Origin of the sequence: Paenibacillus sp. FSL K6-1330 (assembly GCF_037976825.1) — a bacterium.
Taxonomy (GTDB): domain Bacteria; phylum Bacillota; class Bacilli; order Paenibacillales; family Paenibacillaceae; genus Paenibacillus_AQ.
In genome coordinates this window covers 5,724,346-5,746,212 of record NZ_CP150269.1, presented here as the reverse complement: position 1 = coordinate 5,746,212, position 21,867 = coordinate 5,724,346, and the positions used below count along the sequence as shown (strand labels likewise).

Sequence of the window (21,867 nt, the reverse complement as noted above, 5' to 3'; positions counted from 1 at the left end):
TTGAACAATTTTTAAAAACTTGTCTCATAAATTGCGCAAGCTCCTCATAGAGTAGAAATATAGATTTCAGAGAGTAGAGGAGCTGCGTTTACAATGAAAAAAAAGAAGAACAAGTTTAAACACACCGCTTATTTATTGGTTGCACTCGGCATGTTGATATACGCCCTTCCCAGCATTTCCTTTTCTGGCGGGTTCTCGTGGGTTTCGCTGTTCGGTGCAGTCTGGGCAGGATTTGCCCTGCTCGTGATCGGTTCGCATCTCTATTACCTCATCGGTGTAGATGAAGCGAAACAGAAAGCGCTCGATGAGATCCGCAAGGAGAAATTGCGTCAATGGGAATTGAAATGGCCTGAGGAACAGAAGAGCCAGGAAGCTAATTAAGAGTTGGATCATAGCGAGCGTTGTGATGAACAAAAACCTCCCATAAGGGATACGGTTGGATCGCCCATCCGTTATCCTTTATGGGAGGTTTTTTTGTATCTGACGGGTATGGGAGTGTCATAGGACGTGATATAATAGATACAGTATGGTACAGATAGTGTTCTGGGGGTGTAACAGTTGGACGTTCGAGATGATACGATTACTAAACACGAGCAGTTGGTTCAGCATATTGAAAGTTTGAAGGTTGGAAGCAAAATATCGGTACGACGGTTAGCTAAAGAGATGGGCGTCAGCGAGGGCACCGCTTATCGGGCGGTGAAGGAAGCGGAAAGCCTGGGCATTGTGGTCACGAAGGAGCGGATCGGCACGGTTCGTGTGGAACGGAAGCCGCGGAACATATCCGAGCAGCTTATGTTTGCCGATGTTGTTGAAATAGTGGAAGGGCATGTGCTTGGCGGTGCGGAGGGGCTTAATAAAAGCCTGCATAAATACGTGATTGGCGCTATGAAGGTAGAGGCGATGATCCGATATATCGATGCCGGAAGCCTCATGATTGTCGGTAACCGTGAAGATGCCCATTTCCTGGCACTTGAGCAGGGAGCGGGCGTATTGATTACGGGCGGTTTCGGAACCAGCCGGGAAGTGAAGCAGTTGGCAGACCAACTGCATCTGCCCATTATATCGTCCCGTCATGACACGTTTACCGTCGCCTCCATGATTAACCGCGCCATTTTTGACCGTTTAATCAAGAAGAAAATTATGCTGGTGGAGGATATCGCTCATGATAAGCCGAAGAATCATCAGTTGAAAAACTCCGTCACCGTTGAGGAATTCAAACGGATTTCACAAGCGACCGGGGAAATCCGTTATCCGGTAACCGACGAATGGAACCGGGTCATCGGCATTGTTGGTGTCCGGGATGTGGAAGGGCTCGCCGACACCCAGCCGATCGAGAAAGCGATGACCCGTAACCCGGTGACGGCAAGCATGAAAACTTCGCTTGCATCAGCGGCGCAGATTATGATGTGGGAAGGGATCGATTTTCTGCCGATTGTGGATCGGAACCGCAAGCTGCTTGCAACGGTCACTCGTAAAGAAGTGTTAGGGGCACTGCGGGATGCGCGAAATCAGCCTCAGCTCGGCGAAACGTTTGATCAGCTGATCTGGAATGGGATTGCAGAGGATCGGGATGAGGAAGGGCGTTTGTTCTTTCACGGTTTTATCACGCCCCAAATGGCTTCAGAACTTGGAACGATTTCACAAGGAGTGCTTACGACCGTAATGAGCCAAGCGGCGGTTAAAGCGGCCAAGGATATCAGCGGCTGGGATCATGTGCTGGACCATCTGTCAACGTATTTCATCCGGCCCGTGCAGATCGAGGACCCGATCGTCATTATGCCGAAACTGCTGGAGATCAGCCGCCGTACCTGTAAGATGGAGATTGAGATTCAGCATCAGACGAACCTGATTGCCAAAGCGGTCATGACGATGCAGGCGATCGATCATGGCTGACGTAAATTCCGGACAAAATAAAGGGGCATCCTGCAGGTCTTATAATAGACCTTCCGGGATGCCCTTGTTCCGTTTAATTTAATTTAGCTGGCCGTCCGCGAATCCTTCAGTCTGCTGTAATAGGTGCGGCTTCTTATGCCGGAAAATATATTAAATGCGCCAAGCACCAAGAATACGGCTTCAACAATGACAGCCGGCGTGGAGCCGCTGAACAGAAACATGCAGACTAGCGAAAGGGAAACCAGCATAATGCCCATATAGAGGTTCATCATGGACATATAGATTCCGCGGTCTGCGGGATCCGCTGCTCGTCGTGCGCGAATGCTGTACAGCGCGGCAGCGATCACGGACAGAACGAGGATAATGTATAGGATATAGTGGATGACTGTGATCATGGAATGGAAGGCTCCTTTATATTCAGTAACATGCTTACGATATAGCTAAAAGTGCGTGTTCAATAAGTCAGGCTGACTTATTGAACAACCTCTAAAAGCGTGTAGATTCGATCATGTACAATATCGGTATTGTATCATGATACCGTTGACTTTGCATCCACATGATCAAAGCTAACCCAGATTTGAAGTACACCTTCCATCACAAGCATGGTCTTGATTTGGACCTTGTAATCCTTTTCGCGAACCGTATATATTTTGTCGCTAAGGAGTGAGCGCGTCAGCTTGCTGTCCGCGTCGATATCAAACACATTACGGCCCCGAAGGGCTGCCAGATCATCGCCCATAAGCCTGATGAGTTCTTTGATGATCACGGGATCCAGCGGCGCCCTGTCGTTTTGCTCGCTCCGGATCTTGATTTCTTTGATGACCGTGGATTGTTTATTGTATTTTTTTAACGAATCGATGTCTTCTTCATATTGTGCAATTTTGATCTGCTGGCCTTGATTCGTTTCCCATAGTTTATTGTAGGCTGCATGATAGACCGAGTTGTAGACGATGCTGCCGACAACCATCCCCAGCACGAAGATGGATGCGACCTGATAGAAGGGGCGGAAGCGGTGGGTTGGAGGTACGCGCATCGATTAACTCCGGCTGGAGCACACCCATTTGACCAGCTCGCTGCCCATATGTGCTCCAAGAAATGCAAAGCCGAGATATAGAATTTGTTTGATCACAGGGGATAAATTACCACCAAGCATATTGCTCTCAATGACCCGCATCGGATCGATGGTGCCTCCGATGGCAGCCGCAAGCGCCCAGATCTTAATTCGGTCTGCGACCTCCATCATGGTGTTGGTGGGGGGCTGCAGGGACAGCACGGCGCCCACACCTCCCACCATGGCTCCCCCCAGCACGATGCCGAAGGCTATAAAAAAGTCCAGGATCGCTTTTGATAAAAAAACGCTCATGCCCTCATGTCTCCTCTCTTCTCTTGGTGGATGTCACGGCAACCGCCTGTCCACGTACTCCCTAGTTTCATTCTATGGGCGGGCCTAGCGGGATTATGATAAAATGGTATAAAGACTTTTAAAGATATCTTTGGATTGATTTTAAATATACATGTACCGGCGAAAGGAAGGCGTTACGATGAGCTCTTTCGTGCATTTGCACGTGCATAGTGAATACAGTTTGCTCGATGGAGCGGCACGTATCGGTGACCTGGTGCGGGAAGCGGCGGCGCTTGGAATGAAATCGCTGGCGCTTACGGATCATGGCGTGATGTATGGTGCCATTCCGTTCTATAAAGCTTGTATGGCGCAAGGCATCAAACCGATTATCGGCTGCGAGGCCTATATCACGGCAGGCTCCCGCAAGGAGCGGGGAAGCCGCAAGGATCAGCCGATCTATCATTTGATTCTGCTTGCCAAGAATGAGACCGGCTATCGCAATTTGATGAAGCTGTGCTCGATCGGGCATCTGGAGGGGCACCATTACAGACCCCGAATCGATATGGAGGCGCTCGCCGCCCATCATGAAGGCATCATATGTCTCAGCGCTTGCTTGGGCGGCGAGGTTCCCCAGCATCTGCTTCATGGACGTGAGGCGGAAGCAAAAGCCGCTTCGCTTCGTTACCAGGCGATTTTTGGAGAAGACTACTACTTGGAGCTGCAGGATCACGGAATTCCGGAGCAGAAGCGCGTGAATCCCCAGCTGATTCAGCTGAGCCGCGAGACGGGTATTCCGCTGGTCGCTACCAATGATGTGCATTATCTGGCTGAGAGCGATGCCGAAGTTCAGGACGTCCTAATTTGTATCGGCACGGGCAAAACGGTGGAAGATGAAGACAGGCTGCAAATCCAGACGAACCAGCTCTATTTGAAGAGCGGCAGCGAAATGGAGCGTCTGTACCCCCATGTGCCTGAAGCTATATTGAATACGGCTAAGATTGCGGACCAATGTAACCTGGAGCTGGAGTTCGGCAAGTCCATTTTGCCGGAATACAGCTCTCTTCCTGAAGGGAAAAATGCAGCAGAATACTTGCGGGATCTCTGTTTGAACGGGCTGAAAGGACGTTATGAGAATACGGAGCGGTGGCAGGATGAAGCGCTGCGCAGCGAGCTGGAGCAGCGACTGAACTATGAGCTCGGTGTCATTGAGAGCATGGGCTTCAGCGATTATTTCCTGATCGTATGGGATTTTATCGCCTATGCCCACAGGCAAGGCATCGCGGTTGGACCGGGCAGGGGTTCATCGGCGGGGAGCTTGGTAGCTTACACGCTTCACATTACAAATGTTGATCCGATGAAATATAAATTGTTGTTTGAACGCTTCCTGAACCCGGAACGGATTACGATGCCGGATATTGATATCGACTTCAGTGACGAGCGCCGGGAAGAGGTCATTGATTATGTGGTGGATAAATACGGGAAAGAACATGTCGCTCAGATCATCACGTTCGGTACGATGGCGGCAAGGGCGGCCGTCCGTGATGTCGGACGTGCGCTGAATGTGCCGTTCGGGGATGTGGACAAGGCGGCCAAGCTGATCCCTAACCACCTGGGCATCAGCATCGCAGGAGCGATGGAGCAAAGCCCACAGCTAAAGGAGCAGTACGAGACGAAGCCGAAGGTGCGCGAGCTGATCGATATGGCGATGAAGGTCGAGGGCATGCCTCGTCATGCTTCGACGCATGCGGCGGGCATTGTCATTTCCCGCGATCCGCTGACGGATGCGGTGCCGCTGCAGGAAGGCAGCGAGAAGACGGCGCTGACACAGTATTCCATGGAGAATCTGGAGAGCGTGGGGCTGCTCAAGATGGACTTTTTGGGTCTGCGGACGTTGTCCATCATTGAGCGTACGCTGCGATGGATTCAAGAATTGACCGGCAGAACACTCGATTTCGAACAAGTGCAAGATGACGATCATCTGACGTATGAGATGCTGGGGCGCGGCGATACCACGGGCGTATTTCAGCTCGAATCCGCGGGCATTCGGCGGGTGTTGAAGGATCTGAAACCTTCGGCATTTGAGGATATCGTATCTGTCAATGCCTTGTACCGCCCGGGTCCCATGGAGTTTATTCCGAAGTTCATTCAAGCCAAGCACGGCCGGATTGAGCCGGAGTATCCCCATTCGGACCTGATCCCGATATTAGGCGATACTTACGGCATTATCGTCTATCAGGAGCAGATCATGCAGATCGCTTCGACGATGGCCGGCTTCTCGCTCGGGGAAGCCGATTTGCTGCGAAGAGCGGTTTCGAAGAAGAAGCGCGAAGTGCTGGACCGGGAGCGGAGCCATTTCGTGTCGGGCAGTCTCAAGCTCGGCTATAGCGAGGATGAGGCCAACCGTGTGTACGATATGATCGTCCGGTTCGCGAATTACGGATTTCCCCGTGCGCATGCTGCCGCTTATGGCGTGCTGGCCTTCCAGACGGCTTATCTTAAGGCGCACTATCCGGTTCCGTTCATGGCTTCCATGCTGACTGCGGTTATGGGCAGTCACCGGAAGGTAGCCGAATACGTGCTGGAGGCACGGCGGCTCGACATCGAGGTCATGCCGCCGGATGTCAACGAAAGCGGAACGTATTTCACGCCGGTCATGAGCGGTCCTGCTGCCGAGGGCGGCGATGATGAAGGCTGTCCTGCCGGAGGCGGAATCCGATTCGGGCTTGCCGCGATTAAGAATGTTGGCACGCAAGCGGTGGAGAATATCGTCGAGATCAGGCGTGAAAAGCCGTTTGAAAGCCTGCTTGATTTTTGCCGCCGGGTGGACCTCCGCGTATGCAACAAGCGCGTGATCGAGTCGCTTGTCCAGGCGGGGGCTTTCGATTCCTTGCAGGGTCACCGCTCCCAACTGGTTGCTATGCTGGACGAAACGGTCGAAGCGGCCGTGAAGTGGAGAAAGGAGCGGGATGATCTCCAGATTCAGCTCTTCGACTTCGTGGAAACGACGAATTGGGACATTGAATATCCGGACATCCCCCCGTATACCGCAAGTCAGCAGCTCGAATTCGAACGTGAGCTGCTGGGCATGTATTTGTCCGGTCATCCACTAGACGGATTCGAAGATACGCTGACGGAATCCGGAGCTGATCGGTTAATGGATCTGCATGAAGCGGAAGATGAATCGATGGCTACGGTTGCCGGGATGGTGGTTACACTAAAGACCATTACGACGAAACAGGGGAAGGCGATGGCCTTCATGGAGTGCGAGGACCAAATCGAGCGCTGCGAGGTCGTTCTCTTTCCCGAAGTGTGGAAGCGAAGCGCGCATCTGATTGAAAAAGGCGCACTGCTCGCGATCCGGGCAAAGGTCCAACTGCAGGACGAAGGCTTCAAGCTGCTGGCCGAAGAAATCGCTCCGCTTGAGGCGCAAACCTTGAGCCAACTGGTTCACCGGAGCAAGGTTCGGGGAACAGCAGGCGGAAGAGGAAGATCCGGCGGAGAGAATAACGGTCGGGGCGTAAAATCGGGCGCAGTCGGCATGCCGCCGGTTTCGGCCGGTAATCCCTCGGCCGTCCCGCCTCCGGAGCCGCTTGCCGCCCGGAGTGGCGATGATTCGACCTCAATCCGAAATGAAGCATCGGGCAGCAGCTTATCGTCCGAGAAGGAATCTCGTACCGGAGTATCGAATCATAAGGCTGAGCAGCGCGTGTTTGTGAAAATAACGGCCGATGCGGAGCAATCGGAGCTGCTGGTGAAGCTGAAAGAGCTCCTGCAGCAGCATCCGGGGCATGTGCCAACGGTGCTGTTTTATGAGCGAAGCCAGAAGGTGCTTGCGCTTAGCGATGCCTATCGGATTAAGCCTTCGACAGAGCTTTTTGCCGAAATGGAGAGCATGCTGGGCAAGGACACCGTTAAAGTGAAGTGACATGAAAATTTAAGAACGTTTCCCATCCCTCCCGCATACAATTAGGACACTACAGGTAATGTTGGCCGAGTATTCGCATGAAGAAGGCTCTTCATGATAGAACCGGATTGAAAGAGCGCGGCCAAAGACGCGGGGGGGATTTGTGATGTCAATGGACTTGGCAGAAAGCATGCTCAGCCGCAGAGGAGTCAGCGTAAGCTCCATCGCGGATATTGTGTTGAAGCTGCAGCAGCGTTATCATCCGAAGTTAACCATCGAGCAGTGTGAAGAAAGCGTCCGGGCCGTTCTCGGCAAGCGCGAAGTTCAGTATACGCTGTATACGGGCATTGCGCTGGATGAGCTGGCGGAGAAGAAACTGCTGCCGGAGCCGCTGCAATCGATTATGGAGCAAGACGAACCGCTCTACGGAGTGGATGAGACCATGGCGCTTGGTGTCACGAGCATATATGGCATGATCGGATTGACCAGTTTCGGTTACCTGGACAAAGAAAAAATAGGTGTGATTGAGATATTAAATGAAAAGTCGGACGGGATACATGTGTTTCTGGATGATCTCGTTGCAGGCATCGCCGCTGCCGCTTCCTCACGCATCGCCCATAACAATCCCGATGCGGCCCATTATACCGCAGGTTCTGACTGATTTGCGCGAGCGGTGTCGAATCGCTGCATAAGGGTAAGATTTGGCTTTCAGCCCCCCTGCTCTCTTTGTTGAGGTAAAAACTGAAGTATGTTATCATTATCCATTATATCGGCTCAGGATATGCCTGTGGGACGAGATTAGGGGGATCTGAAAGGCATGTGGACGGTAATCTATATTGCGCCAACTGCAAAGGTGGCGGAAATGATCAAGACCAGGCTAACGGAAGAAGGTTTTTTGGTTCAAAGCCGTCCTGTGAATCTTTCCAAACAGCAGTTTGAGATTTTGGTACCCTCCGGAGAGCTTGAGGAAGTACAGGAAGTGTTGAATTCGATATTGCACCCCTAGTTTCATCTGGGTTACATAGCGAAGCTTAGCGTACGGATCGGCGATGTGCTATTGCGGCGGCCATTCAAATTTACGGCTGGAGAGGTGTAGTTGTGTTTAAAGACTTATTTCAGAAAAAAAGGAAATACGCAACGATCCCATCGGAACGACTTGGGACAGCAGGGCAGCCTCAGGAAGGCGAACGCCCGAAACGGGAAATTCCGGAAGGTCTGATGAATAAGTGTGCTAAGTGCGGCACCATTCAATACAGCAAAGAGCTTGAGAAGAATCTGAAGGTGTGTCAGGAATGCGGACATCATATGCGCCTGAATGCGGTAGAACGGATTGCCATGACGCTGGATGAGACAGGCTTTGAAGAGTTTGACGCAGATATGATCTCGGTGGATCCGCTCAAGTTTCCGGGATATGCGGCCAAGCTGGAGCAGCAGAAGATGAAATCCGGTCTTCATGATGCGGTTATTACCGGTCAAGGCTCGATTCTCGGCCAGCCTGTTGTGGTGGCTGTGATGAGTTTTGATTTCTTCACGGGAAGCATGGGCTCCGTCGTCGGGGAAAAAATCACCCGAGCGATCGAGTTTGCGACGGACAAGCGTTTACCACTCATTATTTTCTCCACTTCCGGCGGTGCCCGGATGCAGGAGAGTATTCTCAGTTTGATGCAGATGGCCAAAACAAGCGCAGCCCTGTCCAGGTTTAACGAACTCGGCGGGCTTTATATTTCAGTGATAACGGATCCGACGACCGGCGGTGTATCCGCCAGCTTTGCGACGCTTGGCGATATCAATATTGCCGAGCCGGGAGCCGTATTCGGTTTTGCGGGCCGTATCGTTATTGAACAGACCATTCGCCAGAAGCTGCCGGATGACTTCCAGACAGCGGAGTTCAACTTGGCTCATGGTCAGCTTGACATGGTTATTCATCGGAAAGATATGCGCTCCATGCTTGGTAAGCTGCTGGAGATGCATACCGTGAAAGGGGGATTCTGATGTCAGGCGAATTGCCTTTTGAAATGCCACTTGCCGAAATGCGCAAGAAGATTGATGAACTGAAACAATTCGGACAGGAAAAAGGGATCGATTTCACGGATGAAATCGCCCGCCTGGAAGAACGATATAGTCGTTTGGAGGAAGAAATTTATTCTTCGATTTCGCCTTCCCAGAAAATGCATCTGGCCCGTCATCAGCAGCGACCGACTTCGCTTGATTTGATCCAGTTGATCTTTACGGATTTTATTGAGCTGCATGGAGATCGTCTCTACGGGGACGATCTTGCCATTGTCGGCGGCTTGGCCAAACTGGACGGTGTTCCCGTCACGGTGGTCGGTCAGCAGCGCGGTAAGGATACGAAGGATAATATCGCGCGTTTCTTCGGAAGTCCGCATCCGGAAGGCTTCCGTAAAGCTCTGCGACTTATGCAGCAGGCGAACAAGTTCAAGCGTCCCATTATCACATTTATTGATACAAAAGGCGCATATCCGGGTAATACAGCAGAAGAAAGAGGTCAGTCCGAGGCGATTGCCCGTAATCTACGGGAAATGTCGTCCCTTGGGGTGCCTATTGTTGTTGTGGTCATCGGCGAAGGTGGGAGCGGCGGTGCTCTTGCAATGGCTGTAGGCAATCGTGTGTTGATGCTTGAGCATGCCATTTATTCCGCCATTTCACCGAACGGCGCCGCATCCATTCTGTGGAAGGATGCATCCAAAGCGGACCAGGCTGCGGAAGCCATGAAGATCACCGCTAAGGACCTGCTTGAAATGGAAGTAATTGAGGAAATTATACCGGAGCCTAAGGGCGGTGCGCACCGCGACTATGAAGAGACGGCCGCCGCCATTCAAAGCGCACTGATCAGCCAGCTGAAAGAGCTATCCGTCATGGATGCCTGCGAGCTGAAGGAAGACCGGTACCGCAAGTTCCGCAAGATTGGCGAATTCGATTTTGCGAAGGCGGAACAGGAAGACGATTCTGTGAAAATCTGATGAGTATGTGACGATATGACAAAGTTCCTATACAAATTAGACTTTTTGTAGTAGATTTAGTTGTTGGAAAAAGAGATATAGAGAACCCTTTAATAAACGGAGGAAACCCAAATGCGCAAAACAAAAATTGTATGTACCATCGGTCCTTCCAGTGAATCGTTGGAAAACACCAAGAAGCTCATTATGGCCGGCATGAACGTGGCTCGTCTGAACTTCTCTCACGGCGACTTCGAGGAGCATGGCAACCGGATCAAGAACATCCGCCAAGCTTGTGAAGAGTTGAACAAAACGGTAGCGATCCTGCTTGACACCAAAGGACCGGAAATCCGTACAGGTAAACTTGAAGTGGAACCGATTGAGCTTGTACAAGATGAATATATCACCCTTACTACCGAGGAAATCCTTGGTGATAAGAATCGTTTGTCCATTACTTATAAAGAGTTGCCGCAAGATGTTCAAGTGGGATCCACGATCTTGATCGATGACGGTTTGATCGGTCTGACCGTGGTGGAGATTCAAGGCTCCGAAATCAGATGCCGCATCGTCAATGGCGGAACCATTAAGAGCAAAAAAGGTGTAAACGTACCGGGAGTCGCGATTTCGCTCCCAGGGATTACGGAAAAAGACGCCAACGATATCGTTTTCGGGATCGAACAGGGCATCGATTTTGTTGCTGCTTCCTTCGTTCGTAAAGCAAGTGACGTGCTTGAAATTCGCGAATTGCTGAAGAAGCATAATGGCGAGCACATCCAAATCATCTCCAAAATCGAGAACCAGCAGGGCGTTGACAACCTGGATGAAATCCTCGAAGTATCCGATGGCTTGATGGTAGCCCGCGGCGACCTCGGTGTTGAGATTCCGGCTGAGGAAGTTCCATTGGTGCAAAAACGCATGATCGAAAAATGTAACCTGGCTGGCAAACCGGTCATTACGGCTACGCAAATGCTGGATTCCATGCAGCGCAACCCACGTCCTACCCGTGCGGAAGCAAGTGACGTTGCCAATGCGATTTTTGACGGTACCGATGCCATCATGCTGTCCGGCGAAACGGCTGCTGGTAAATATCCTGTAGAATCCGTTTTGACCATGTCCCGTATCGCAGAGAAAGCGGAATCCGCACTGAACTATCGTGAAATGTTCTTGAAACAGCGTATTGCTCAAGATACCAGCGTTACCGAAGCAATCAGCCAATCCGTTGCGATCTCGGCACTCGACCTGAATGCCAAAGCAATCATATCGTCCACGGAATCTGGTCAAACGGCTCGTATGGTATCCAAATACCGTCCAGAGGCTCCTATCGTCGCTGTCACGACTCAAGACAGAACGATGAGACGTTTGGCACTGACTTGGGGTGTAACGCCGGTTAAAGGCGAACAGGCTTCTTCTACGGACGAGATGTTTGATTACGCGCTGCAAGGCGGCGTGAAGTCCGGACTCGTTAAAGAAGGCGATCTTGTTGTGATTACAGCAGGCGTGCCGCTGGGCCGTTCCGGTTCGACCAACCTGCTGAAAGTGGATCAAATTCCACAACAGAAGTAATACAACAGTCAAGAATCCGTTGGATTCTGAATATAGCAGCATATGAGCAATGGACGATGATTCTGTCGACCATTGCTTTTTGCATAGATAAGGGGGGGATGTTGATGCCTAAGCCATCCGTGCCGACACTAAGCCGCTGGTTCTGGACGTCATTTCGGGTGCGTTATCAGGAAAGCGATCAAATGGGTGTCGTATACCATGCTAACTATTTAAACTGGTTCGAGATCGGGCGCACCCAAATGATCCGTGAAATGGGATTTACGTATCGTGGAATGGAAGAAGAAGGCGTCCTGCTCCCGGTGGTTGAACTTGATATCAAGTACCGCCAGCCTGCGCGGTATGATGATCTCTTAACGGTATTTACCAGAATGACTGCTTTCTCCCCACTTCGAATACACTATGAATATGAGGTCCGTTTGCTGAGCGAACAGGAGCAGGCAGATTTGGGGACGATGGATTTGTCTCCCGAATCCGGGCTGCCCGGTGCCTTGTTAACGGCAGGTGCGACCCGACATGTATGGCTGAATCGAGAGTGGAAGCCGGCCCGACTGGATAAATGCTCCCCAAAGCTGTATGATGCATTGAGGGACACCCTTTGGGGGAGGAAGGAGTAGCTTCATGTTCAAATGGTTGCTGGCAGCGATTATCTTCGTGCCTGCTATTGAAATATTCGGCTTCCAGATTGTTGCGGATCGCGTGGGTGGCATGAATACCTTGTTATTGACACTGCTGACCTCTGCGGTTGGCGTGGCCATGATGAGGTTCGAAGGTCGCAAAGCGATGGAAGATGCCAAGCAGAGAATGAACTCAGGCATGGTTCCGGGTGCTTCCATGGCTGATGGCCTATGTATATTTGCAGGTGGAGTACTACTTATTCTGCCGGGCTTTGTAACTGACATTATCGGATTTACGCTGATATTTCCGTTGACCCGCCCGCTGTATCGGATTCTGCTGTTGAAATGGATGAAGAAAAATATGAAAAACGGCAAGATTACGATCTTTCGCAGATAAAACAAACAGGATCACCCATAAGACCGGCCCCTTCGTGGGCCGGTCTATTTACTATCTGAACCTGCCTCCGATAATATAATTCCTTAGGTCCTTGAATACATGGGCCCGGTGGAATGCATCCAGGATGACAAGCGACACAGGACCTACAATCAATCCCAGAATGCCAAACAGCTTGAGCCCGACAAACATGCCCAGCAGGGCGGCGAGCGGGTCCAGTCCCACACTGCTGGCGAGCACCTTGGGCTCCATGATCTGCCTGACGATCAGGATGATGCTGTACAGGACGGTCAGTCCGATGCCGAGCGTCAGGTCGCCCGACATAAAGGCATACAGCGACCAGGGGATCAGGACGATGCCAACGCCGAGGTATGGGAGAAGATCCACCAAGCCGATCAGAAGTCCGATGGAGAAGGCGGAATCGACCCCGAGCGCATAAAGCGTGAGCATGACGATAAGGGCCGTGATGGAGATGAGGATCAATTGGGCCCTCGCGAATCCGAACAATGCTTTTTTCAGATCCGAGAAGATATAGATCATGGGTTTGAGAATGACGCCCGGTAGGATGCGGATAAGCGCGCGATTATGGCGCTCCCAGCTGTTGCTGAGAAAGAATGTTGACAGTAAAACAACAATCAGAATCGTGCCTAAGTTCGGCAAATAATAAATAATTTGCAAAATTCCGTTGAAAATACTGGTAACTAAATCGGTCACGGCCGTGCCAATCGTTTGTGTCGTGCGGGTAATATTTTGATTGATGGTATCGTGATAATTCGGGTTGTTCTGATAGAACCGGCTAATCTCATTGATGATATTCTGGAAGCTATCATTCTGCATCCAGGCCGTCAGCCATTCCATCCAGGTATCAATATGGAGATTGAAGGACTGTGACAGAATAATCAGTTCCTTGACCAGTCTGGTAACAGCCGCAGTAAGAATCAGTAGAGCCGCTCCGAAATACAGCAGCAGGGACAACGTGACGGCGAGCCACCGCGGCAGCTTCAAACTCCGCTGAAGCAGGTGGACGCAAGGATTCATGGCATAGGCGATGATCCAGGCCAGAAGGAAGGGATAAAGCAGCGGCAGCAGTACATATATTAAATAGGCAATCACGAAGATGGAAGACAGCACCCACACTCCCCGGCCAAAACGCTTGAGCATCAATCGTTCCAAACAATCACACTCCTTTGCAGCACTTCAAGGACGAGCAGAGTCGCTCATTCTCTATACCTATGCAAGGAGTTTCAATATAAGGATAAAGAGTTGGAAAACGCTTGTCTTCATGATTCGACAATGAGAATTATCACAGGTATAATGGAATTGTAAGTGATTTCAAAAAAATGTTTATGGTGTCGATAAAACAATTTGATGCGGCGAATGTCGCTGCTCATGTTCACATATCAGACAAAATCCAGTATGATATGAGAAGGTTTATGACTAGGACCATAGCAATTTTTTCGCGTTTTTCTTTTTTATCCGACTTCATGAAAATGTTTTCATGAATGTCAAAATAGTTCAGTTTATCCCGATCATAAAGGAGAGATGTTGCATGACAGCTACCAAGGGTTTGGAAGGCATTGTAGCTACCACCTCCGCGATTAGTTCGATCGTCGATGGCGTTCTGACTTATCGTGGATATGATATTGACGATCTCGCAGAACATGCAAGTTTTGAAGAGGTAGCCTATCTGCTCTGGTTCGGAAAACTTCCGAATGCCGAAGAGCTTAAGGCCCTTCAACAAGATTTGAGCGACTATGCTGCCATTCCGGATGAGCTTATCCAGCAGATCAAATTGTATCCGAAGGATACCAATACGATGGCTGCGCTTCGCTCGGCTGTATCCGCGCTTGCTCTGTATGACGCCGAAGGCGACGATATGAGCCGTGAAGCGAACGAAAAGAAAGCGGTTAAACTTCAAGCTCAGCTTCCGACGATCATCGCTGCCATCGCCCGTGTTCGTCAGGGTAAAGAGCCGGTCGCTCCGAAAGCCGGCGTCTCCATCTCGGAGAATTTCTTGTATATGCTCAGAGGCGAAGATCCTGATCAGACTTCGATCAAGGCTCTGGACCAGGCACTGGTATTGCATGCGGATCACGAGCTTAACGCATCCACGTTTGCTGCCCGTGTAACCGTAGCCACGCTGTCCGACATATATTCCGGCGTAACTTCCGCCATTGGTGCGCTGAAAGGTCCTCTGCACGGCGGTGCGAATGAAGCCGTCATGAAGATGCTGAACGAAGTCGGTTCGATTGATCGGGCTCAGGCTTACATTCAGGAGAAGCTGGACAACCGTGAAAAAATTATGGGCTTTGGACACCGCGTTTACAAAAACGGCGACCCGCGCGCGAAGCATCTGCAAAAAATGTCGCGTGAGCTTGGTGAAATGAAAGGCGACACTACGCTGTACGACATGTCGGTACTGATCGACGAAACGGTTACCAACCAAAAAGGGCTGAAGCCGAACGTTGATTTCTATTCCGCATCGGTCTACACGCAGCTCGGCATCGAGCAGGAATTGTTCACGCCGATTTTTGCCATCAGCCGTGTATCCGGATGGACTGCGCACATCCTTGAGCAGTATGAAGGCAACCGTATTATCCGCCCGCGTGCAGAGTATACAGGTATGACCGACCAAAAATATGTGCCGATAGAACTTCGCTAAGTGGCTGGCAATCATGTACAATAGGCTAGAGAACCGCTCAAACGTGAGTGAATCGCGGGTGGCGGGTTTCTCTGTGCCTATTCTGGTGGAATTTTTGGAATAGTTAGAGACAAGAACCATATTCAAAGGAGGAACTCATACTCATGAAATTGGAAAAATTCGCACTACCAACTGAAGGCGAGAAAATTACGATTGATAACGGAACTCTGCAGGTGCCTAACAACCCTGTCATTCCTTTTATTGAAGGTGACGGTACTGGCCGTGACATTTGGAAAGCTTCCAAACGCGTCCTTGATGCAGCAGTAGAAAAAGCATACAACGGTTCCAAGAAAATTGCCTGGTATGAAGTATTTGCCGGTGAGAAGGCATACAATACATACGGTGAATGGCTCCCGAACGATACGCTTGAAGCGATTCGCGAGTATATCGTTGCGATTAAAGGGCCTCTTACAACGCCTATCGGCGGCGGTATCCGTTCCCTGAACGTTGCCCTTCGTCAAGAGCTGGACCTGTACACTTGCCTGCGTCCTGTTCGTTACTTCGACGGCGTACCATCTCCGGTAAAACGCCCTGAGCTGGTTGACATGGTTATTTTCCGTGAGAACACGGAAGACATCTACGCAGGTATTGAGTATAAAGAAGGCTCCGAAGAAGTGAAGAAAGTGATCAAGTTCCTTCAAGACGAGATGGGAGCCAACAAAATCCGCTTCCCGGAAACGTCCGGTATCGGCATCAAGCCTGTATCCTCCGAAGGTTCCAAGCGTCTTGTACGTGCAGCGGTTGAATACGCAATCAAGCATGGCCGCAAATCGGTGACATTGGTTCACAAAGGCAACATCATGAAATTTACAGAAGGCGCCTTCAAAAACTGGGGTTACGAAGTGGCTGAAGCTGAATTCGGCGATAAAGTGTTCACTTGGGCTCAATACGATATCATCAAGGATAAAGACGGCGTAGATGCAGCTAATGCTGCTCAAAAAGCAGCTGAAGATGCTGGCAAAATCATCGTTAAAGATGCGATTGCTGACATCGCGCTGCAGCAAGTTCTGACTCGTCCAACCGACTTTGATGTCATTGCGACATTGAACCTGAACGGTGACTATCTGTCTGACGCGCTGGCTGCACAAGTTGGCGGTATCGGTATCGCTCCAGGGGCTAACATCAACTATGTAACTGGACATGCGATTTTCGAAGCGACTCATGGTACAGCTCCGAAATATGCAGACAAAGACGTAGTAAATCCTGGTTCCGTTATCCTCTCCGGCGTAATGCTGCTTGAGCACCTCGGATGGCAGGAAGCCGCTGACCTGATCTACAAAGGGATGGAAACATCGATCAACAACAAAACTGTGACGTATGACTTTGCCCGTCTGATGGAAGGCGCTACCGAAGTGAAATGCTCCCAGTTCGCAGACGAAATCATTAAAAACCTGTAAGGAGGAGATTCATCGTGGCAATTACTCGTAAAAAGATTACGGTAGTAGGTGCTGGCTTTACAGGTGCGACTACCGCCCTGATGCTTGCTCAAAAAGAATTGGGTGACGTGGTGCTGCTGGATATCCCGCAGCTCGAGAACCCAACGAAAGGTAAAGCGCTGGATATGCTCGAAGCAAGTCCCGTTCAAGGATTTGACAGCAACATAGTTGGTACATCCAACTATGAGGATGCAGCTAATTCCGATATCGTAATCATTACAGCAGGTGTAGCCCGCAAGCCGGGCATGAGCCGCGATGATCTCGTTAATACCAATGCAGGGATCGTGAAATCCGTATGTGAGAACGTGAAGAGTCACGCACCGAACGCCACGGTGATCATCTTGAGCAACCCGGTCGATGCCATGACTTACGTGGCATATAACACGCTCGGATTTCCCAAGAACCGCGTCATCGGCCAATCTGGCGTACTGGATACGGCTCGCTATTGCACTTTCATCGCGCAAGAGTTGAACGTATCGGTTGAGGATGTCCGCGGATTCGTACTTGGCGGCCATGGTGATGACATGGTTCCGCTCGTTCGCTACTCCAGTGTTGGCGGCATTCCGATCGACACGCTGATTCCGGCTGAGCGCATTGAAGCCATTGTGCAGCGTACCCGGGTTGGCGGCGGCGAAATTGTGAACCTGCTGGGTAACGGTAGTGCATACTATGCGCCGGCTGCGTCCCTGGTACAAATGACGGAAGCGATTCTGAAGGACAAGAAACGGATCATTCCGATTATTGCTCTGCTGGAAGGCGAGTATGGCTATGACAATCTGTTCATGGGCGTACCGGCAATTCTCGGCGGAGACGGCATCGAGCGAATTTTCGAGCTTGAGCTGACGGCCGAAGAGAAAGCTGCTCTCGATAAGTCTGCGGAATCCGTACGTAATGTAACCGCGGTCGTGACCCTGTAATTGAATCAGGATTCACAAAATCGTCTAATAATGCAATCCCGTCCCGTGATTCGGGGCGGGATTGCTTTTCTTTGAAGGATCTCTCCAGTATAATAAGAGACGATGAACTTGATGTAACAAAAATCACACTAACGACTTTGGAGGAATTGTTTATGTGGAACGTAACATTTTTTCTGCATATGGTCGGTACGGCGGCGCTAGGATTTTACTTGATTCTGCCGTTTGTTGTTGGCGGTATTCAGAAGCTGTCCCTCGGCGCACAAGAAGGAGCCGTTAATACGATTCGTGTAGCGAACCGGTTTGCTCAGTATGGCTTGGTTATTCAGTTGTTGACTGGCGGATACATGATGTCCCAAGGCGAGTATTCGGTTCCTTGGATGATCATTGTAACGGTATTGCTGCTGGCGATGTTTGCTATTGGAGGCATCATGAGCAAGCCATTGAAGAATGCGCTTGCAGGAATCCGCGAGAAGCGTGAAGTGAAGGAAGAAACAAGCAAGTTGGGTACGCTTAGCGCACTCCTCTCCTTGCTGCTCCTGGTTATGATCTTCTTCATGGTATTCAACCATATCATCTAAGAACAGCTACATACGAAAGAGAAGCCGTCCGTTTATCGGGCGGCTTTTTTTGATATTATTGCATTCATATAAATTACCGGCGTCCCCCGCAAAGGATCTGAATAGACTTCGGAGCAATGCCCCACTTTGTGGGAGGAATTTATGGGGAGAGAAGGGCTTTACTTACGTTTGATCCCGTTCAATCTGGGTAAAAACTATAGCGAAGGGCTTTTTATGAGTATAAAGAGGCGTGTCGTACGCATCCTATGAGTGGTAGTTTGAGATACTGACCCGAAAGGAGAAATGTTCATATGCCACAAGATCAACAGAAACAAACCTTGCCGCCCCAGCATCAGGATCACAGACCCGGAACGGAATCGGAGATGAGTCCGAAGCCGGAGTTTGAGAGCAGTGCTTACAAAGCAGCCGGTAAGTTGAAGGGAAAGGTTGCGCTGATTACCGGAGGTGACAGCGGTATTGGCCGTGCGGTAGCGGTCCACTATGCCAAGGAAGGCGCGGACGTATCTATTGTGTACCTGAATGAGCATAAGGATGCGGAAGAGACCAAGCGTCAGGTGGAGCAGGAAGGCCGTAAATGCTTGCTGATCGCCGGTGACGTCGGCGACGATGCGTTTTGCCGAAATGCGGTTACCGAAACCGTGGAGAAGCTCGGAAAGCTCGATATTCTCGTTAACAATGCAGCCGAACAGCATCCGCAGAAGAAGATTGAGGATATTACCAAAGAACAATTGGAGCGGACGTTCCGTACGAATATTTTCGGTATGTTCTATCTGACGCAGGCGGCAATGCCGCATCTGTCGAAAGGAAGCTCGATTATTAATACAACCTCCATTACGGCTTACCGGGGAAGTCCGCAGCTGCTGGATTACGCATCAACCAAGGGGGCCATCGTTGCCTTTACGCGCTCGTTATCGATGAACGTAGTCGGGCAAGGGATCCGGGTGAACGCCGTTGCGCCGGGACCGATCTGGACGCCGCTGATTCCTTCGACGTTCCCACCGGATCAGGTAGCCGAGTTTGGGGCGACCCAGCCGATGAAACGTCCGGGTCAACCGGAAGAGCTAGCTCCTGCCTATGTATATCTGGCCTCGACGGACTCCTCCTACGTGAGCGGTCAAGTCATTCACGTGAATGGCGGCGAAGTGATTAACGGTTAAGGTGTTTGTTTCACTTACGTTGTGAAGACATACTCAATGAATAAAATAGAGCGGACATCCGGGGCTCCAGCCCGGATGTCCGCTATTTTATCATAGGTGAATTAGGAGAGATTACGGAGAATCAGATGGTTCTAAAACCGTTTGGAAGTGTACCGGTATCGCGGATCGCCCGGATTTGAGCCAGCGTCAAACGACGGTTGGAGCTGATAATGGATTCCGGCTCTTCGCCACGAATAATATCATCAAGATCGGCGATGTTGGTGTTGCCGCGGAATACTCTGAATCTGCCCCTGAAATTCGTTTCCGAGAACAGGACCAGGGTTGCATTGGGGTTGGTGGAGAAGAATCTCAAGCTTTCAATGTCACCGAAAGTTCTCTCGAGATTGCGGATACCTACATTTCCACGTACCACAAATCGGCGTCCTCTGTAAAACTCGTTTCTAAACAGGGCAAGTCTTGGAAAGACAACTTGGGAGATTGAGGCTTTCGTCATAACTATCACCTCCTTTCCTTAACCAATATATGTGAAATTCATAGATTGGTATGGTCGATCAAACGGGTGTATCAACACATTTTCTCTACTCTTTCATTTTTTGAAGTAAACCCTTTCATGTGCGAAATGATATGATATGATAACAATATTGGCAGTTTATAATGATTCTTTTTTTGCTATCATGACTGGGTTATGAAAGAGAGGAGTTTACCAACGTTATGAAATTATTTGAAGAAAGCATGTATCGATTGATTGTAGAAACCTCCACGAATTTGCCCGGAGATGTGCGAAGAGCAGTCAACCGCGGGCGAGCGTCTGAGGATGCGGCAACGCGAGCGGGGCTGGCGCTGGCAACAATCGCTCAAAATATTGAGATGGCCGAGCAGGAAGTATCGCCGATCTGCCAGGATACCGGCATGCCAACATTCATCGTGCATACACCGGTGGGTGCGAACCAAATCGAGATGAAGAAGGCGATTTACTCCGCAGTGATTCGCGCGACGAAGGATGGCAAGCTGCGTCCAAACTCGGTGGATTCGTTGACTGGCGCTAACAGCGGGGATAATCTCGGTCCTGGCACGCCCGTCATCCATTTCGAGCAATGGGAGCAGGATAAGGTGGACGTCCGTCTCATCCTGAAAGGGGGCGGCTGCGAGAACAAAAATATCCAGTACAGTCTTCCTGCAGACCTTGAAGGATTGGGGAAAGCGGGTCGTGATCTGGACGGGATCCGCAAATGCATCATGCATGCCGTGTATCAAGCACAAGGTCAGGGCTGCAGCGCTGGATTTATCGGCGTAGGCATCGGAGGCGACCGGACGACCGGTTATGAGCTTGCGAAGCATCAGCTGTTCCGTCATGTGGAAGATGTGAACCCGAATGAAGATTTGGCGAAGCTCGAAGATTACATATTGGAAAATGCAAATAAGCTGGGGATCGGGACAATGGGTTTTGGCGGAGAAGTCACGCTGCTCGGCTGCAAGATCGGTGCGATGAACCGTTTGCCGGCAAGTTTTTTTGTATCGGTTGCTTATAACTGCTGGGCATTCCGCCGTCAGGGCGTATTGATTGAGCCGGAAACCGGGGAGATCACGGACTGGCTGTATGAAGCGGGCAGCGAGGTGCAGATGAACGCAAATTCCGAAACGGCTGTGTCCCAAGCCGAAGACGCCGGTCCAAGTGATTCCAAGGGCCGCGAAGTGGTGCTGCAGACCCCGATCAGCGAGGAGCAAATTCGTTCTTTGCGCGTTGGGGACGTGGTGGTTATCCGAGGCGAGATGCATACCGGACGGGATGCGCTTCATAAATACCTGATGGATCACGATGCTCCTATCGATCTGAACGGATCCGTGATTTATCACTGCGGTCCGGTTATGATGCAGGATGAAGAGGGATGGCATGTCAAGGCTGCAGGCCCAACAACCAGCATTCGCGAGGAGCCGTACCAGCGCGATATTTTGAAAAAATTCGGCATTCGCGCGGTCATCGGAAAAGGCGGCATGGGTTCGAAGACGCTGCAAGCCCTGCAGGAGCATGGCGGCGTGTATTTGAATGCAATCGGCGGGGCCGCTCAGTATTACGCAAGATGCATTAAAAAAGTAAACGGCGTGGATTTCATGGAGTTTGGCATTCCGGAAGCGATGTGGCATTTGGAGGTTGATGGCTTTGCCGCTATCGTCACGATGGATTCACACGGAAATAGCCTGCATGCCGATGTGAGCAAGGATTCGGCAGAGAAGCTGGCCATGTTTAAAGAGCCGGTGTTCTCCTAATCCAGAGCATCTGAAGAAGCATCGATTGGCCATTATGTGCCGGTCGATGTTTTTTGTTGAGCAGGGGAGGTAGGCCCTTATTTCGAATTTTCGTTGCGGTTTTCGCACACTCCGGTTTATGATGAAAGTCAAATACGTCAATTCAG

General features: G+C 50.6%; 21 protein-coding genes. 16 read left to right on the top strand and 5 right to left on the bottom strand.

What is annotated here, in order from left to right:
- The first annotated feature begins 93 nt into the window (after nucleotides 1-93).
- Both NYE54_RS26115 and NYE54_RS26110 read left to right on the top strand, forming a co-directional pair.
- Nucleotides 94-381 (top strand): hypothetical protein, encoded by a 288-nt coding sequence (locus NYE54_RS26115; protein WP_076324342.1) that lies wholly within the window; start codon nucleotides 94-96, stop codon nucleotides 379-381.
- Between the two features lie 177 nt (nucleotides 382-558).
- On the top strand, nucleotides 559-1,893 hold the full coding sequence (locus NYE54_RS26110) for a DRTGG domain-containing protein (RefSeq protein WP_076324341.1): 1,335 nt from the start codon (nucleotides 559-561) through the stop codon (nucleotides 1,891-1,893).
- Nucleotides 1,894-1,976: 83 nt separating this feature from the next.
- Here the strand turns inward: NYE54_RS26110 and NYE54_RS26105 are convergent, their stop codons facing one another.
- The 3 genes from NYE54_RS26105 to NYE54_RS26095 form a co-directional block, all read right to left on the bottom strand.
- A complete protein-coding gene (locus NYE54_RS26105) occupies nucleotides 1,977-2,288 on the bottom strand; it encodes a YtpI family protein (RefSeq protein ID WP_339267264.1) in 312 nt (103 codons plus the stop codon).
- A gap of 134 nt (nucleotides 2,289-2,422) precedes the next feature.
- On the bottom strand, nucleotides 2,423-2,926 hold the full coding sequence (locus tag NYE54_RS26100) for a hypothetical protein (protein WP_339267263.1): 504 nt from the start codon (nucleotides 2,924-2,926) through the stop codon (nucleotides 2,423-2,425).
- A 3-nt stretch (nucleotides 2,927-2,929) separates the two neighbouring features.
- A complete protein-coding gene (locus NYE54_RS26095) occupies nucleotides 2,930-3,256 on the bottom strand; it encodes a YtrH family sporulation protein (protein WP_339267261.1) in 327 nt (108 codons plus the stop codon).
- Nucleotides 3,257-3,434: 178 nt separating this feature from the next.
- Here NYE54_RS26095 and NYE54_RS26090 point away from each other — a divergent pair, with 178 nt between their 5' ends.
- From NYE54_RS26090 to NYE54_RS26055, 8 genes are all read left to right on the top strand, one after another.
- The gene (locus tag NYE54_RS26090) at nucleotides 3,435-7,160 is read left to right on the top strand and encodes a DNA polymerase III subunit alpha (RefSeq protein WP_339267260.1); all 3,726 of its coding nucleotides are present in this window, start codon (nucleotides 3,435-3,437) and stop codon (nucleotides 7,158-7,160) included.
- Between the two features lie 145 nt (nucleotides 7,161-7,305).
- Nucleotides 7,306-7,800, top strand: coding sequence for a phosphatidylglycerophosphatase A (locus NYE54_RS26085; protein ID WP_076324336.1), 495 nt, complete (start codon nucleotides 7,306-7,308; stop codon nucleotides 7,798-7,800).
- Nucleotides 7,801-7,956: 156 nt separating this feature from the next.
- Nucleotides 7,957-8,145 (top strand): hypothetical protein, encoded by a 189-nt coding sequence (locus NYE54_RS26080; RefSeq protein ID WP_006212044.1) that lies wholly within the window; start codon nucleotides 7,957-7,959, stop codon nucleotides 8,143-8,145.
- A gap of 92 nt (nucleotides 8,146-8,237) precedes the next feature.
- The gene (gene accD / locus NYE54_RS26075; protein ID WP_071218063.1) at nucleotides 8,238-9,131 is read left to right on the top strand and encodes an acetyl-CoA carboxylase, carboxyltransferase subunit beta; all 894 of its coding nucleotides are present in this window, start codon (nucleotides 8,238-8,240) and stop codon (nucleotides 9,129-9,131) included.
- The gene (locus NYE54_RS26070; protein WP_076324335.1) at nucleotides 9,131-10,120 is read left to right on the top strand and encodes an acetyl-CoA carboxylase carboxyltransferase subunit alpha; all 990 of its coding nucleotides are present in this window, start codon (nucleotides 9,131-9,133) and stop codon (nucleotides 10,118-10,120) included. Before accD ends, NYE54_RS26070 begins: the two co-directional genes overlap by 1 nt.
- A 111-nt stretch (nucleotides 10,121-10,231) precedes the next feature.
- Nucleotides 10,232-11,659, top strand: coding sequence for a pyruvate kinase (pyk, locus tag NYE54_RS26065; protein ID WP_098748411.1), 1,428 nt, complete (start codon nucleotides 10,232-10,234; stop codon nucleotides 11,657-11,659).
- Nucleotides 11,660-11,763: 104 nt separating this feature from the next.
- Nucleotides 11,764-12,273 carry a thioesterase family protein gene (locus tag NYE54_RS26060; RefSeq protein ID WP_339267257.1) on the top strand — a complete coding sequence of 170 codons (510 nt, stop codon included), beginning with the start codon at nucleotides 11,764-11,766 and terminating at the stop codon, nucleotides 12,271-12,273.
- Nucleotides 12,274-12,277: 4 nt separating this feature from the next.
- Nucleotides 12,278-12,670: an FxsA family protein gene (locus NYE54_RS26055; protein ID WP_076324332.1), complete on the top strand. Its 393-nt coding sequence runs from the start codon at nucleotides 12,278-12,280 to the stop codon at nucleotides 12,668-12,670.
- 51 nt (nucleotides 12,671-12,721) lie between these two features.
- On the opposite strand, the gene ytvI is transcribed toward NYE54_RS26055, so the two are convergent.
- Complete coding sequence (ytvI, locus tag NYE54_RS26050) at nucleotides 12,722-13,840, bottom strand: sporulation integral membrane protein YtvI (RefSeq protein ID WP_339267256.1); 1,119 nt, start codon at nucleotides 13,838-13,840, stop codon at nucleotides 12,722-12,724.
- Nucleotides 13,841-14,216: 376 nt separating this feature from the next.
- Between ytvI and citZ the strand changes: the two genes are divergently transcribed.
- The 5 genes from citZ (at nucleotide 14,217) to NYE54_RS26025 (ending at nucleotide 19,456) form a co-directional block, all read left to right on the top strand.
- Nucleotides 14,217-15,329, top strand: a complete 1,113-nt coding sequence (gene citZ / locus NYE54_RS26045) for a citrate synthase (RefSeq protein ID WP_076324330.1) — start codon at nucleotides 14,217-14,219, stop codon at nucleotides 15,327-15,329.
- Between the two features lie 143 nt (nucleotides 15,330-15,472).
- A complete protein-coding gene (gene icd / locus NYE54_RS26040) occupies nucleotides 15,473-16,765 on the top strand; it encodes an NADP-dependent isocitrate dehydrogenase (protein ID WP_339267254.1) in 1,293 nt (430 codons plus the stop codon).
- A 14-nt stretch (nucleotides 16,766-16,779) separates the two neighbouring features.
- Nucleotides 16,780-17,721: a malate dehydrogenase gene (gene mdh, locus NYE54_RS26035; RefSeq protein WP_076324328.1), complete on the top strand. Its 942-nt coding sequence runs from the start codon at nucleotides 16,780-16,782 to the stop codon at nucleotides 17,719-17,721.
- A 152-nt stretch (nucleotides 17,722-17,873) separates the two neighbouring features.
- Nucleotides 17,874-18,299 (top strand): hypothetical protein, encoded by a 426-nt coding sequence (locus tag NYE54_RS26030; RefSeq protein WP_076324327.1) that lies wholly within the window; start codon nucleotides 17,874-17,876, stop codon nucleotides 18,297-18,299.
- Between the two features lie 290 nt (nucleotides 18,300-18,589).
- Entirely contained in the window at nucleotides 18,590-19,456 is an 867-nt protein-coding gene (locus NYE54_RS26025; protein ID WP_339267251.1) for an SDR family oxidoreductase, read from the top strand.
- A gap of 121 nt (nucleotides 19,457-19,577) precedes the next feature.
- Here NYE54_RS26025 and NYE54_RS26020 read toward each other — a convergent pair whose 3' ends face one another.
- Nucleotides 19,578-19,949, bottom strand: coding sequence for a hypothetical protein (locus NYE54_RS26020; protein WP_076324325.1), 372 nt, complete (start codon nucleotides 19,947-19,949; stop codon nucleotides 19,578-19,580).
- A 218-nt stretch (nucleotides 19,950-20,167) separates the two neighbouring features.
- Here NYE54_RS26020 and NYE54_RS26015 point away from each other — a divergent pair, with 218 nt between their 5' ends.
- Complete coding sequence (locus NYE54_RS26015; RefSeq protein WP_339267248.1) at nucleotides 20,168-21,721, top strand: fumarate hydratase; 1,554 nt, start codon at nucleotides 20,168-20,170, stop codon at nucleotides 21,719-21,721.
- The last annotated feature ends 146 nt before the right edge of the window (nucleotides 21,722-21,867 follow it).